This is a genomic window from Burkholderia sp. AU39826 (assembly GCF_020419965.1).
Classification (GTDB): domain Bacteria; phylum Pseudomonadota; class Gammaproteobacteria; order Burkholderiales; family Burkholderiaceae; genus Burkholderia; species Burkholderia semiarida.
The window spans coordinates 902,890-916,468 of sequence record NZ_JAIZQG010000001.1; the positions used below are offsets into that span (position 1 = coordinate 902,890).

10 protein-coding genes and 2 pseudogenes are annotated in these 13,579 nt (G+C 66.4%); 6 read left to right on the forward strand and 6 right to left on the reverse strand.

The genetic code is table 11. The annotated features are described in order from the left end of the window. Window positions 1-12: 12 nt before the first annotated feature. From LGM42_RS04020 to LGM42_RS04030, 3 genes and pseudogenes are all read right to left on the reverse strand, one after another. Entirely contained in the window at window positions 13-1,746 is a 1,734-nt protein-coding gene (locus LGM42_RS04020) for a PilN family type IVB pilus formation outer membrane protein (protein ID WP_059639198.1), read from the reverse strand. Then, window positions 1,746-2,888, reverse strand: a complete 1,143-nt coding sequence (locus LGM42_RS04025) for a toxin co-regulated pilus biosynthesis Q family protein (RefSeq protein ID WP_226231622.1) — start codon at window positions 2,886-2,888, stop codon at window positions 1,746-1,748. The genes LGM42_RS04020 and LGM42_RS04025 overlap by 1 nt, the downstream gene beginning before the upstream one ends. Before the next feature lie 476 nt (window positions 2,889-3,364). Further along, a pseudogene (locus LGM42_RS04030) lies at window positions 3,365-3,559 on the reverse strand (IS256 family transposase); the annotation flags it as partial. A 323-nt stretch (window positions 3,560-3,882) separates the two neighbouring features. Here LGM42_RS04030 and LGM42_RS04035 point away from each other — a divergent pair. After that, window positions 3,883-5,319, forward strand: coding sequence for a helix-turn-helix transcriptional regulator (locus LGM42_RS04035; RefSeq protein ID WP_226231623.1), 1,437 nt, complete (start codon window positions 3,883-3,885; stop codon window positions 5,317-5,319). 173 nt (window positions 5,320-5,492) lie between these two features. Then, window positions 5,493-5,960: a lytic transglycosylase domain-containing protein gene (locus tag LGM42_RS04040; RefSeq protein ID WP_099317268.1), complete on the forward strand. Its 468-nt coding sequence runs from the start codon at window positions 5,493-5,495 to the stop codon at window positions 5,958-5,960. Window positions 5,961-6,167: 207 nt separating this feature from the next. Here LGM42_RS04040 and LGM42_RS04045 read toward each other — a convergent pair whose 3' ends face one another. Beyond that, window positions 6,168-6,722, reverse strand: coding sequence for a hypothetical protein (locus LGM42_RS04045; protein ID WP_226231624.1), 555 nt, complete (start codon window positions 6,720-6,722; stop codon window positions 6,168-6,170). A gap of 540 nt (window positions 6,723-7,262) precedes the next feature. Between LGM42_RS04045 and LGM42_RS04050 the strand changes: the two genes are divergently transcribed. The 3 genes and pseudogenes from LGM42_RS04050 to LGM42_RS04060 form a co-directional block, all read left to right on the forward strand. After that, on the forward strand, window positions 7,263-9,392 hold the full coding sequence (locus LGM42_RS04050) for a hypothetical protein (protein WP_413227408.1): 2,130 nt from the start codon (window positions 7,263-7,265) through the stop codon (window positions 9,390-9,392). A gap of 260 nt (window positions 9,393-9,652) precedes the next feature. Beyond that, window positions 9,653-10,468 (forward strand): phage tail tip lysozyme, encoded by an 816-nt coding sequence (locus LGM42_RS04055; RefSeq protein ID WP_060311205.1) that lies wholly within the window; start codon window positions 9,653-9,655, stop codon window positions 10,466-10,468. Between the two features lie 114 nt (window positions 10,469-10,582). Further along, a pseudogene (locus LGM42_RS04060) lies at window positions 10,583-10,848 on the forward strand (IS3 family transposase); the annotation flags it as partial. A gap of 11 nt (window positions 10,849-10,859) precedes the next feature. Here the strand turns inward: LGM42_RS04060 and LGM42_RS04065 are convergent. Both LGM42_RS04065 and LGM42_RS04070 read right to left on the reverse strand, forming a co-directional pair. Beyond that, window positions 10,860-11,219 (reverse strand): HrpB1 family type III secretion system apparatus protein, encoded by a 360-nt coding sequence (locus LGM42_RS04065; protein WP_060311207.1) that lies wholly within the window; start codon window positions 11,217-11,219, stop codon window positions 10,860-10,862. Window positions 11,220-11,238: 19 nt separating this feature from the next. Beyond that, entirely contained in the window at window positions 11,239-11,544 is a 306-nt protein-coding gene (locus LGM42_RS04070) for a hypothetical protein (RefSeq protein WP_059639194.1), read from the reverse strand. A gap of 233 nt (window positions 11,545-11,777) precedes the next feature. Here LGM42_RS04070 and LGM42_RS04075 point away from each other — a divergent pair, with 233 nt between their 5' ends. Further along, entirely contained in the window at window positions 11,778-13,529 is a 1,752-nt protein-coding gene (locus LGM42_RS04075) for a hypothetical protein (protein WP_060311208.1), read from the forward strand. The last annotated feature ends 50 nt before the right edge of the window (window positions 13,530-13,579 follow it).

The following is a 13,579-nucleotide window of genomic DNA, read 5'->3' on the forward strand; positions in this document are numbered from 1 at the left end:
CCCGAGCGCGCGTCAAGCGCCGTTGATCGCGATCGGCGACAGCAGGATGACGATCACCTCGCGCGTGCCCGACGCGTTGAATCCGCCCATCGCGTAGTTCGACGGATGGCCGACGCCTTGCCGGTTATCCTGATCGGTGATGCCCTCGTAGCCGCTGATGACGAGCGTCTGCCCCGACTTCACGGCGATGCGCTGCAGGAAATTGCGCGTGTCGACGGTCGGCAGCTGAATCTGCTGGTTCGCCGGGCCGAACGGCGCAAGGTTCACGAGCGACGAAATGTTGCTGTAGAACTGCATCATGATCGTGCCGTCGTCGAGAATGTGCGGCAGCACCGTGAGGTTGAAGCCGGTCGTGATCGTGCCCGGCGTGAGCGACGTCTGGCTGCCGATGTTGACGGTGTTGGTCGTCGAGATCTGCGCGAGATAGCCTTGCTGCTCGGCCACCTGCACGGGAACGGGCTGATCGTTGAGCGTCGTGATCGAGGCCGAGGTCTTGCGGTGCACCGTGCCCTGCGTCGAAAGCGCATCGATGATGGCCGTCGTGCTCGAGGCGCGGCTCGACGGTGTGATCACCGTGGCCGAGAGCTCGCTCGGGTTCTGGATCATGCTCGTGAACGCGGTGGTGATGCCGAACTGCGTGCCGAGCGCCTGATAGACCGCGTGCCAGTTGATGCCGTAGCTGTCCTGCGCGGAAAGCGTGACCGAGAGCACCGTCACGTTGACGAGCACCTGCCGCGCGAGCACGCGGTTTTGCTGCTCCATGAACTCGCCCACGCGTTCGAGCACGTCGGGCGTATCGGTGACCGAGATCGAGCCCGTGGCGGGCGAGGTGATGACCGAGCCTGCCGGAGAGAGCATCGCCTTGATCGCCGTCTGCAAGCCGTTGTACACCGAGAGTTGCGCGTTCATCGTGATGTTCGCGGTGTTGTCCGACGACACCGACGGCGAACCGGACGCCCCGCCGCCTCCGCCGCCGATGCCCGCGCCACCGGCGCCCGATCCGCCCGCGGCCCCCGCGCCGTTGCCCGACGCGCCGCCGCTGTTGCTCGCACCGCTCACGACGTTCGTATCCAGCCTCGAGTCGCCCGGAATGGCGACCACCTGGTAGACGCGCGTGGCCGTGTAGAAGAAGACGATCGCGCCGTCCTCGTACTTCCAGTAGACGCCGAAGCGGGCCGACGCCGTGTCGAGCAGCCCGCGCAGCGTGCCGCGCGAATACGCGATGCGCACGGGCGACGATACGTTCGGCACGCGCGCGGCCACCGTCGCGGCGCTCGTGCTCGGCGCGGGCCCCTGCAGCAGGCCCGGTGGCAGCGGCGGCACGCCGGGATAGGCTCCGGCGCCGCCCGTATCGACCGCGGTCTGCGTCGCGCGCGCGGCCGCTTCGCTCGTGCCCGGCGCGACCTTGGCCGGCAGGTGCGCGAGGCGCGAAATGCGATCGGCGAACATGCGCAGCGAATCGACCGTGCCGTCGAAGCTCGCCGGCTCGTCGAAGAGCTTCGGCAGCGTCGATTTCGCCGCGATCTTGATCGTCTTGCCCGAAAGCCAGAGTTCGTCCTTGACGATGACGTCGTCACTGCCCGGCACCGCGCGGTTGTCGCCGTTCGACAGCTTGCCGAGCAGTTGCCCCGCACGCGCGGTATCGGCCTGCGAGCTGCGCTCGATCTTGTCCAGGAGGCCGGTGCACCCCGCGAGCAGCGAGAGGCAGGCGGCAAGGATGACGAAAGGACGACGGAGGACGCTCATCAACTTGCTCCTTTGGGAACGACGCGCATGACGCGGTTGCGCTGGTACAAGACCACCTGAATCGGCACCTGCGCGCCGGCGAGCGCATTGGTCACCTGACGCAGCGCTTCGGCGAGCGTGCCGTGTATCGTGGCCGTCGCGTCGACCTGAAAATCGGTCGGCACGTCCCAAATGAATTGCCAGCCGGCTTCGCTCGCCCAGCGCGCGAGCGCATTGCGCACGGAGCCGTCCGACAGGCGCATCTGCCACTCCGTGCGCTCGGGCGCCGCCGCGGGTGCGAACGCCGGCGTCGCGACGGGCGCCCACGATGGGGCCGGCGAGTCCGGGCCGGACGCCGGCTGCATGGCGGCGAGCAGCGGGGGCTCGATGGCGTCACGCTTTGCGGGCGCGGGCACCTGCGCTCGCGGCGGTGCTGAAACAAGTGTCGGCACCGATGCCGGCATGGCCGGCCCGGCTGCCGGTGAGGGCGACGTCATCGGAGCGGGTGCTGGTGCTGGTGCTGGTGCTGCCACGGGCACGACCGCCGGTGCTGCCGCCGGTATGCGAGCCGATGCCGGTGCTGCAGGCGTCGACGTCGAAACGCGCGCCTGCGCCACGGTCTGCGCCTGTGCAATGGCAGACCCCGCCGCGGGCGCCATCGCCGTCGCGCCCGTGGGCAACGTGGAAGACGCATTCGTGGCGGCACCGTTCGTGCGCGACGCCGCGCCGGCCGCCTGCGAGGCAGGCCGCGGCGCGTCAACGTTTGCGCGCCGTGCATGCGCAGTCACCGTGAGCAAGCGCATATCCGTATCGATGCGCGCCTGCAGCGCGGGATCGACCGACAGCACCTCGCCGAGCGCGTGCGCGACCGACGAGCCGGCGCGCCAGCTCACGGGGGCGTCGGCCCATGCGCCCGCATTCGGCACATTGATGCTGTAACTCGTCGGCATGATCTGCTCGAGCGCGCGCAGCAACGGAACGTCGTGGCCGCCCGTGCGCACGACGCCGCCCAGGCGCTGCCCGCCGTCGACGATTACTTGCTGATCGGAAGCGTGCGCGACCGTGCAGGCGAACCAGACGCCGCACAGCAGCACCCGAATTGCCGACGGCATCGCCGCTATCCAGACATTCGCCCTCGCCCGGTTCCACCTCTTGTCGCTCATGCACCTCGGATGCACCGGAAGCTCTATTTTTCTTGTTGCCACGTTCTTTTCAATCTACTTGAACCACGCCAATGGCCGCCCGAAAAGCAGCACCGAAAGGCGTCAGGAATTCGAAAGAAATTATGTAAGAAAACCGTAACGCCGCGTAAGGATAGCACTACAGCTCAATGGGTGTTTACGACAACGTACACCGCACCTTTAAGTAAAAAAATAATCCTGAAAAATCATCCTGTCTCGGCCGGCATGGATGATACAGGCACTGGCGAGAGAACGTCGCCTTCGCGCCGCAAGCCCCGCCCAGCATGGCGCTGTGGCAGCCGAGGAATTTTTTTGGACGTTTAGGCACGAATCGCGGAATGGCCACCCTGGAAATATGGCAGATACAAACGTGTGCTATGGCGCCGTTCGCGGGCAAGCCGCCAATTGGGTGCCGTACAGGTGGTATCCGGAAATCCGTGTGTCAGGCGGATTGATATTCAGATTCCATTGTTTAATCTTTCTGAATAAACAAGCGCGAACTGATTCACGGCGCGCTCCAATCGTGCCGGGAACCGGTCCACTCGACCAAGACGTTGCGCAGCGCCAGCCAGATCAGCTTGAGCGCCGCCTCATCCGACGGGAAGTGGCCGCGCCGTGATCATCGTCCGAGCCTGCATGTGCAGCGACTCGAGTTTGCGTGGCATGAAGCGGCTCCCTGGCCGTCGGTTCATGCGTCACACACGAAGATCCGGACAGGCTCGCCGTGCACCGCGCCAAACGGCGCACGGCGGCGGCGAACGTAACAAATCATCAAAAAGCCGCGACACAGGCCGCCCGCTCGTGCGTGAAAGTCCACCGCGGCACCGCCCTATCCGGCACATGCCGATCCCGAACCGAAGGTAACAAACCATCACAAACACGCGCCTGAATCGGCCTGCGATGAAAACATGCGCTCACGGCTTCACGAATCGTTTCACGCCGCTTAACGCATCGCTCATTGAGTCAGGAGCACGACATGTTCTCAACGATCTACTTCGCCGCCGCCTCGGCCCTCGCTTTCGACGACACCCCCGCGGACGTCGCCTCGAAAATGCTCCACGGCCAGTTTCTCGACGCTGTCCGCCACGCCGCACGCCATGCCGATACCGACACGGCGCAAGCTCAGCCCGGCTACGCACAGCTGCAAGTCTGCGCCGACCTCGAGCTGATGCTCGGCCGCCATGAAGAAGCGGAGGAAACGTATCGCCGCGCGCAAAAAGCCATTCGCGCCCATCGCGACGGTCTGCGTATCGCGTCGTGCCGCAATACCGGCTGGCAAGCCTTGTTCCGCAACCAGTTCAACGTCGCGCTCAGTTGCTTCAAGCGCGTCGGCGAGGAAAAGGCGGCCACGCCGCGCCAACGTCTCGACAGCCTCCTCGGTGCGACGCTCGTTTCGTTTCATCTGGGCTTGATCCAGGCAGCGTGCCATCGCCTCGGCGAGCTGGCCGCTCTGGCGGCAACGCATGGCGATCGCCGTTGGAGCTACCTCGTGGACGCGCTGCGGCGGGACCTCTTCGCGCAGCACGAACTGCACGGTGCGGAGCGACTCGCCGACCACATCTACTGGCGCTCGGCCATCGCGGAGTTCGAGCCGAGCGAGGCACCGGTACCCGGCTCGCAGCCCGCCGGGACCGTGCTGCCGCTGCTGGCCGAGCGACTCTCGCACCTGAGCCGGCTCGTTTCGCTGGCCGACGGCCGGACGAGCGCGGGCGAAACGCTCAAGCAATACGTGAGCTGGAGCCGCCAGGCCGGCCTCAACGATTACCACCGCAGCCTGTGCCTGGAAATCACGCTGGCCGCGATCGCCGGCCACGCGACGCCGTTGGCCGAAGCGATGCTCGATGCGTCCGGCGCGGCGAATTCGCAAGGCAGCCAGCATGCGCGCTGGTACCTCGACTACCTCTACTGCCGCGCGAAGATCATGCAGCAGCAGATGCGCACGCACGAATTCGCGCAGTTCTACGGCCGCTACGCGCTCGCGTCGATTCAGCACGTGCGCGCGGACAGCATGTCGATGCCCGCCGCCGCGGCCGATCACATGCAGGCGTCGCGCACGGCGCAGCGCTCCGACGACGTGAGCGCCCGCCTGCCGGCGAAATACCGACGCGCCTATCGCTACCTGATGGACAACCTCGACCAAAAGGACCTTTCGGTGCGCGAAGTGGCATCGCATGTGGGCGTGACCGAGCGCGCGATGCAGGCAGCGTTCAAGAACCACCTCGGGCTGTCGCCGAGCGAACTGATCCGGCGCCAGCGGATGGAGCGCATTCGCGGCGATCTGCTCGACGACGGCGCACCGGCCACGCGCGTGCTCGACGTCGCGAACAAGTGGGGCGTGCGCCATCGTTCGACGCTGGTCAACGGCTACCGGCGCGTGTTCCAGGAAGCGCCGTCGGAGACGATGGGCCGCTGAGGGCAGCGGTGTGCGGCGCCCAAGCGCCTGCACCGCCGATCGCCAACACGGCCGGCCCACGGCTTTTTTCGCCAACGCCGTCCGACGAAACGCACACGCGTGGGTCGGACGGCGTTTTCATTCGCACGTCGGTGCGAAGCGATTCCCGCACCGCTTCTCTTACCGGATGATCCATGATGCGACCATTCACCCCCAAGCCGGCGCTCGTGCTGGCGCTTGCCATTCTGTCCGCGCGGCCCGCCGAAGTGCGCGCCCAGACTCCCGACTGCTTTGCGGCGGCCGCAGCCTATCAGCAGGTGAGCCCCGTCGTGCTGCGCGCGATCGCGTGGCAAGAATCGCATGGCAACGCGAACGCGCTCCATCGCAACCGGAACGGTTCGACCGATTACGGCATGATGCAGATCAACTCGATTCACCTTCCGCTGCTGTCGCGCTACGGCGTCTCGGCGGACGACCTCATGAACCCATGCCTGAGCGTCTACGTGGCTGCGTGGCACCTGCACAAGATGATGGTCAAGTACGGGAATACCTGGGCGGCGATCGGTGCCTACCATTCGGAGACACCTGCCGAGCGCGACCGCTACGCGCGTTCGGTGGAACGCATCGTCGAGCGCATGAAGCTGACGGATGACGGGCAGTAAGACCAGGGGGTAGCCGGGGAGACCCGGCTGCCAGCGAACGTCGTCAAGCGAGAATGCGACGTTGCATGAGGAAATCGTCCCGCATGGCGAGCGCCAGGGCAAGCACGAAGCGCAGACGAAGCAGGAACAAGGCAGGCAGGAAGCGTGGACGATCAGACCGGGGCGTTCGCGAGCCGCGCGCGAAAACGCCGCGGCCCGCCGCAGCCGCTACTGCCCCTTGGCGGCGTTCGAAATGTTGCTGGCACCCTTGTTACCCACCGACGCCAGCGCCGATGTGAGCTCCTGCGATTGCTGGTTGACGGCGGCCGCCAACGTGTTCGCGTTGTTGAGCCGCGTCATCTCGCTTTGCTGCTGCATGAAGTCGTTTTGCATCGCGGCCATTTGCGTCACGGGGTCCCCTGCGCCGAGGGCCGATGGACGCACGATGTCCCCCGCCGCATGCATTGCAGTCGACGCGACGCCGGGCGGCAGAAAGTGACTTCCGGCATGCAGCGCCGAACTCAGCACCTGTGCACCGACGTTCCCCGCACGCCCCGGCAGGCTCGCGAAGTTGCGCGGCGGCGGAGGCGGAGGTGGCGGCGCGCCGTCGGCCCCCTTGAAGCTGGACAGCCCGTCCAGTTGGCCTTTGGTGCGCGCGGGCGCTTGTTTTTGCGCGCCGTCGGTCGCACCGTTCTTCGTCCCTTTCTCGAACTCCGCGACACGGGACTGGACGAGCCCCGGTCGAATTCCTAAGTTGTTCATGGCGAACTCCTTGAGTGACATGACGATTTCCGTCGCCAGCAACATCGCTCGATGTCGGTGCGGCACGGTCCCCGCATCCCACTCACGCGGAGCGATATCGAGGAATGCAAGCCCAAGCTTATGCTCCACGGCATTGCGCCACGCAAGCGACGCGACGCGGCGAGCGAAATTGCGAAGCGCGCATGCGGCAAATGCGATGAAACGCGCAAATGGATCCGCACGCGCAGCACCGCGCCGGCATCGACGTGCGCTTTTTTGCACGCCACTTCGGAATCGGCAGGCTGCCACCGTTATGTCGTTTTACCTTTCCAACACGAGAACCCACGTTCGCAAAGCACGAAGGCGGAATCGGCGGGCGAAGGCACGTCGACCGCCTGGACGCGACGAGGCAGCGCGAAAGTCCATCAGGGCCTTTGTCGCGAGGCGACGTCGAACGATCGAAATCAACCGAAAGGAAACGTCATGCCGATCAGCAACAGCACGCAAGTACGGTCATCATCGCTCGACCTCCCGCGCGACAACACGCAGCCCGCGCCGGCCCCACGCCAACGAAGCGCATCGATGACCGGCCCGCGCCCCTCCGGCGGCGCATTGCTCGGCGCTCTGGGCAATGCACCCGCCCTTCCGGCGCACACCGGCAACCATGCACCGGCGCAGGCGAGCCCGCTTTCGACAACATCGCAACCGGCCGGGACGGCGCAGCAGCTCCCATCGCCGCCGCTGCCGGCGCCTATGCCGGTCAGGCGCAGCTCGCTGCCTACGCGCGCATCGTCGTCAGGCTCCGCGATCGGCCGCCAAGGCGGCTCACGGTCGCTGCCCGGTTCGGGCGAGCTGGGCGCTCAACGTGCAGCCTTGGAAGACGGGACGATACCGGTGCTCAACTTGTCGGGCGGCGGGGAGTCGAGCGAAGAAGTGCCCGTACACGAGGAACCGCAGCCACACACGCCTGCATCGCAGCACGACAGTGCGGCGTCCGTTCGACATCAGGAGACCGTGGAAACGGAAACTGCCGACACGCAACCGGCCACGTCGCGTTCAGGCAGCCCGTTGCCGCACGAGAAGGCGGCCACGGGGCTGACAGCCGCGACGACGAGCGAGGCCAAATCGACACCCGACACGTCGCGCGCGGCCAGCCCGGTGCCGCTCCCGAAAGAGACGCCCACGCTCGTGGAGGAGGCAAGGACGAGCGCCGCGCCACCGCAAGACGAACCGGTGCCGACAAAAACCACTTTCACGATGCCTTCTCACGCGGAGGCGTCATCGTCGCGCCTGCCCGACACACCTTCGTTGCCCAAGGCGCACGACACTGAGTCCCGGAGCGCCCCCTCCCCGAAGCCGGCCAGCTTCTCGGCGCCTCACGTCGTCGCGCACGACATCGATATTCAGGATCCCGAAAGCCCGCCCGAAGCAACCGTTCCGAGCGCGTCGTCCCGGGTAGCACCGGAAACCCGCACGCTGGCCGCCGCCGCGACATCGGTGCCCGCGGAGATCTCGGTCGCGGAGACCGAGGGCACACGTCCGGCATCGGCCGCCTCGATCACCAACAACCTGTCGGCCGCGCTGTCCCGGCCGGGACAGATCCAGTCGTTCATCTCGAACGTCGGCGACATGCTGACCCGGAATCCCTACGGCGCCGCGCAACCGCTCAAAGGGTGGACGGCCAACCTCGTCAACGCGTTCAGTCATGAATTCGTCGCAACCGGCGGCGCCACGCTCTTCCGGGAGTTGTGCTCGATGGCTGCCGAAGCAGTCCTCGACAAGACCGGTGCCGGGCCCGAAACACGCGGCGTCATTACGGCCTCGCTGTTCACGGCGGCGGCGATGGGCAACCTGGTTGCGATGTTGCACAAGTATCACACCGGCGCCGCGGACAACAAGACCTACGCGGGCCACGGTGTGCAGCTCATCGCGCTGATAGCGACGATGGCCGCTGCAGCCTATACCGGCAAGAACGACGAGGGCAACGGGCACCTTGGGCAGCTCTCCAGCATACTGCCTAGCGCGATCAAATCGTACGCATACCTGGCGCGCGACGTGATCAACGTGTTCCGCCCGCTCGAAGGCAATCACGACGCAGGCTACGAGCACCCCGTCAGAGGTCAGCTGCTCAACGGCGCTCCGTACGGCGTCAACCAGTTCGCCGTGAACACCGCGCAGGGCAGCTCGCAATGGTCGGCCCCGTCCTACGTCGACAGCCTCATTCACCAAACGAAGAGCCATGCGGCGATCAAAGGCCTGTTCGGCTATTCGGCAGCGAATGCCGCCGGCGAGGGGCTGGATGCGATCGGGGGACGCGTGGCCTCGGAAATCTCGACGCACGGCTTCACGGGCAAGGCGCTCGATGAACTGAAGACGCTGCGCCTGAGCTGGGGCAAGATCGACACCTCCGCAACCAGCACGGCCAGGCAGCTCGGGGACAAGGCGGCCGGCGCGGGAATCGCGCGTCTCAGCCTGTTCCTCTCCCTTTATGCCGCCACCGCCGTGGTCAATCACGCCGTGGAGGGTAAAGGCGATTGGTCCGCCGGCGGCAAGAGCCTCGCGGAGAACGCGTTCGGCGCACTGCTCATCATCGCGGGATGCCTGCCGTTTGCCGCGAGCACGTCGGGACCGTCGAACCGGTCGAACGAGGGGCGAACGATCGGCGCCGACAGCGCGATGGAACTGGGCGTGATGCATCGCACGACCGCCTGAGCAACCGCGGTGCGCCGAGCAAGCGAAACGACGCAGGTTCGCGCAGGTGGCCGCATCGGTAGCGCGGCGGCTCGCCTGCCGCGAGCCGCTTGCCTCGGCATCGCGGTCGCCACCCGGTTCGGCGGTTCGGCTATCCGACGGCGACTTCGCATCCGTCAACGCACTGTAAGCGCCGGGCAATAAATTAGGTTGCGCGGGCGGCCGCTATCGGCCCTCCATCAGCAGCTGATGAATACCGTCATTCTCACGCGGAGAAAATCATGTCCACTACAGCAGTACAAGGCTATAACGCCGGCTATCTGAACGGCATCGATGATGTCGGCGGCATCGGCGGCACGAACGAATCGCAGCTCGCACAACTGCTCGAGTTGCTCATCGAAGAAATCAAGCAGATTCTCGATCCCTCCAGCCAGAATTCAGGCGATGCGGGTGGCGTGGGCGGCATCGGCGGCGGTACGCCTTCGTACTCCGCGCCGCCCGCCTATGCCGGCGGCGGCGGCACCGCACCCGCTGGCGTGAGTGGCGGCGGTGGCGGCCAGGGCGGTGGCGGCGCGTCGCCGGGCATAGGCGGCGGTGGAAGCGGTGGCGGCGGCAGCCACGGCAACACGCTGCCCACTGTATCGGGCGGCGACGCCGCGCACGCCATCGCACAGGATCTCAAATCGCGCTACGGCCTCACCGACGCGCAGGTAGCCGGCGTGCTCGGCAACCTGCAGCAGGAAAGCGGGCTGCAAGGCAACGTCAATCAAGGCGGCGCGAAGGGCGCGCCCTCCGGCAACTTCGCGGACGACAACGCCAACGGCTGGGGTCTTGCGCAATGGGGCGGCACACGCAAACAAGGCGAAATCAACTATGCGAAGGAGCACGGGCTCGACCCGGGCAGCCTCGAAGCCAACATCGGCTTCATGAATCAGGAACTCGACACCACGTACAGCAAGACGATCACGGACATCAAGCAGACGACGACGGCGGAACAAGCGGCCCTGGTCTGGGACAAGGACTACGAACAGGCCACCGATCCGCAAATGGAAAACCGCAACAAGTACGCCGAGCAATTCCTCGCGCAAGGTTTCTGAACGCGAACGCGTCCGCCCCCCGGGGCGTTTGAAGTTCGCACGATCCCGCCCGATGTCCGGGCGGGATTTTTTTGCCGCGCGAGAACACCGCTCGCCGGCAATTTACGAACTACCCGGTCGCGCCCACGCAGATCAAATCTGCGACGCGATGGCGCTGGCGGCGGTGCGCCGTATTCATGAGCAGGCTCGTCGAAGCGACGGCAGCGGGAGGATGTCGCAAGCGTTGCGCTTGCTCGGACACGACGTCGGCCTTGTCGAGCTCGATCGTTGATGCGTCAGGCGCGGCTGGTGCGGTCCAGGCGCGTACACCGTTATCGGGTGGCAGGTCGAGAGCCCGATTGCGCCGAATCGGCTTGCACGACGATTCGATCCGGCGCGGTGCAATCGGGCATCAGTCTCGTTCGAGCAGGCGTCGCATGGCAAGGCGCACGTAGGGATCGGCACTGTCCTCGTGTGCCGTCGCATAGCCATGCCACGACGGATCGTCGAGGACTTTCAGGCAGATTGCCTTCAGTTCGGGCGCGCGATCGTCGGGCAATCCGTTCACGATCTGCCACGCATCGTGCGGACGCCCGCGCACCAATGCGATCGTCACGGCAAACACGTGCACCTCGCTCGTTTCGGGGTAGACATCGTGCATGCGCGCCAGCAGCGCCTCGGCCTCGTCCAGCTCGTTGGCCTCGATATGCTCGATGATCGCCTGCGCCATGGCCGGCGCATCGGCCGGCAGTTCGGTAAGAAGCTCCATCATGCTCGTCACCGTCCGTACATCAGGCTGCGCCCGTGCCCGCAGTCAGCGTTCGCACCGCTTCCTTGCCACCCGCCAATGCGAGTGCGGTAGCGGCGCCCTCCGGCGTCAGGTTTTCCGCGAGCGCCGTGCCGCCCTCGAGCGCCTCGAGCCCACCCGTCGCAATGGCCCCCGCCCCCGCAAGGGCTTCCTTCGGGTTGCCGCTCAGCAGCCCCTTGCCGAACGTCGCCGCGCCGTGCAGCGCGTTGCCGACACCATGGAGGACATCCCCGGCAGCCTTGGTGACGTCCCCGACCACGCTTTTCACAATATTGCCGATGAAGCTCATTCGTTTTCTCCTTGATCGTGAAAGAAACGCGCGTTCGATGGAACGCGCGAAACCGAACCGCGCGAAGCCGGCCCTCGTTCCAATCTAATGAATGCGGATGCGAACGCGTTCGCGCGCGCGAAGCCGCACCGCGAAAACCGAATGAGCGACACCCGCGAGACGGCTCGGCGGCAGGCCGCCGCGAACCTGCTTCGCCAATCCGGACGATGCTTCGCGCGGTTCACGGGAGTGTCATGACCGGCTTGCACAGTCCAGTCCATCCTGTCTCCTGGTCCGAGAACATCATGGCTCCTCCACCGAAGATCGAGTTCCGGTCGCATGCGATCGAATCCGCCGCCCTCACCCGCACGCCGAGCGACCCCGGCCCGTCCACGGGAGCGAAGCCCGCGCCGGTGCCGACGCGGCGCGCGAGTGCCGGCGCGCTCATCGACGCGCTCGGCAGCCTCGGCAAGCGCCCGCGCGCGGAAGGTCCGCCCGCTGCGCCCAAGCCCGCCGCGGCTATCGCACCGCAGAAGCCCGGTGTGGACGACATCGGCGCATTCGTGCCGGGTGCCGGCGGCAAAGGCCGGCGCTTCGCCGATTTCGCGCACGCGATGGGCGTCAACCGCAAAGGCATGACGTTGACGGCCTTCGCCGCCAAGCGGCCCGCGAAAGACGGCCTGAACGGCGTATCGACGGCGGCGCACGGGCAGTTCGGCTACGACGCGGCGCCCGCCACCGACCTCGTGAACGCGCTGGCCTCGGGCTCGAACGCCGCCGCCGCGCATTCGATCCATCGCCGTTACGAAAACAAGGTCAAGGCGATGCTCGCCGCCGACGTCGAACGCTTCGAGCACCCCGAAAAACGCCCTCCGGGCGCGCCGATGCCGAACCAGGTCGACAACCTGCTGCTGACGAAAAACGGCAACGGACAATGGCAATACGACACCGGCAAGCTCTCGCGCATCGCGCGAGACGACGCGCATCCGCTCACGCAGCATGCCCGCGACGTATTGACCGCCATGAGCATCGCCGAGAACAAGGGCAAGCAACGTAACGGCGCGCTCTACCAGTCGGTCACGTCCGCCCTCGGTCTGACGGCAAGCGGGCTGCTCGTGGGCGGCTCGCACGGCGCGCTGGCGCCGCTCGCGGCATCCGGGCACCTGACCAACGCGGTCAAGGAAGCGCTCGATTTGAAGAAGCCGTTTGTCGAAGGACGGCAAAACCTGCGCAATGCGAAGGCCGCCACGATTCAACGCTACGTCGACACGGTATTGGCCCCGCACGACTACACGGGCCAGACGCAGGACGAGCGCCTGCGCGCGGCGCTGCAAACGAGCCGTGCGAAGCTCGACGATCTGCGCGCCATGGAGGCGCGGCCGGCGGACGAAGGCCTGCCCGCGGACGTGCGCAGCCCGCAGGCGCAGGCCGGTATCTATGCGTCGCTCTATGACGATGCACGCCGCTACGCCAACAGCACGACGTCGTTCGGCAAGCGCTTGATCGCGGGCATGCACGCCGAAGACAAGGCGAAGGTACACAAGGATGCCGAGCGCGACATCGTGGTCAAGCACATTCTGTCGATGGTCACCAGAAGCATCGGGCGCCTCGATCCGGCCACGCTCGCGGCGCTCGCGGGTGCCGACATGGCAGTCGATGCATCAGCGTCGCAGCGCGCCAGGCAGGCGCTCGCGATCGTGGGCAACCATCCGCGCGCGAGCCGCAACCAGGATCTGATCGCCGCGCACACGCTGCTGACGGACAGCGGCATTCCGAAGGGCGAAGCGGCACTGCTGCTTTCGCAGCTTGCACGCGCGCGGCGCGAAAAACCGCAAGAGGCGCCGGCGCCGCGCGATCCATCGGCTTCCAGCCGGAGCGCCGCACCGCTGACCGACAGCGAGCGGCTCAAACAGATCGCCAACATCATCGGGCAGCCCGGCCTCACGGCAACCGCCGCCAAGACGGCGGAGGACCTCATCAAGAAAAACCTCGCGCTGAGGTCTTGACGCGCGGCGCGGCGTCGCGCGCAATCGCGACGCCCTCGCCGCGGCGCGCA

What these genes read in the sequence shown, in the direction of transcription:
- LGM42_RS04020 (WP_059639198.1), bottom strand. Translation starts at nt 1,746, where the DNA reads ATGAGCGTCCTCCGTCGTCCTTTCGTCATCCTTGCCGCCTGCCTCTCG.
- LGM42_RS04025 (WP_226231622.1), bottom strand. Translation starts at nt 2,888, where the DNA reads ATGAGCGACAAGAGGTGGAACCGGGCGAGGGCGAATGTCTGGATAGCG.
- LGM42_RS04035 (WP_226231623.1), top strand. Translation starts at nt 3,883, where the DNA reads ATGTTCTCAACGATCTACTTCGCCGCCGCCTCGGCCCTCGCTTTCGAC.
- LGM42_RS04040 (WP_099317268.1), top strand. Translation starts at nt 5,493, where the DNA reads ATGATGCGACCATTCACCCCCAAGCCGGCGCTCGTGCTGGCGCTTGCC.
- LGM42_RS04045 (WP_226231624.1), bottom strand. Translation starts at nt 6,722, where the DNA reads ATGTCACTCAAGGAGTTCGCCATGAACAACTTAGGAATTCGACCGGGG.
- LGM42_RS04050 (WP_413227408.1), top strand. Translation starts at nt 7,263, where the DNA reads ATGACCGGCCCGCGCCCCTCCGGCGGCGCATTGCTCGGCGCTCTGGGC.
- LGM42_RS04055 (WP_060311205.1), top strand. Translation starts at nt 9,653, where the DNA reads ATGTCCACTACAGCAGTACAAGGCTATAACGCCGGCTATCTGAACGGC.
- LGM42_RS04065 (WP_060311207.1), bottom strand. Translation starts at nt 11,219, where the DNA reads ATGATGGAGCTTCTTACCGAACTGCCGGCCGATGCGCCGGCCATGGCG.
- LGM42_RS04070 (WP_059639194.1), bottom strand. Translation starts at nt 11,544, where the DNA reads ATGAGCTTCATCGGCAATATTGTGAAAAGCGTGGTCGGGGACGTCACC.
- LGM42_RS04075 (WP_060311208.1), top strand. Translation starts at nt 11,778, where the DNA reads ATGACCGGCTTGCACAGTCCAGTCCATCCTGTCTCCTGGTCCGAGAAC.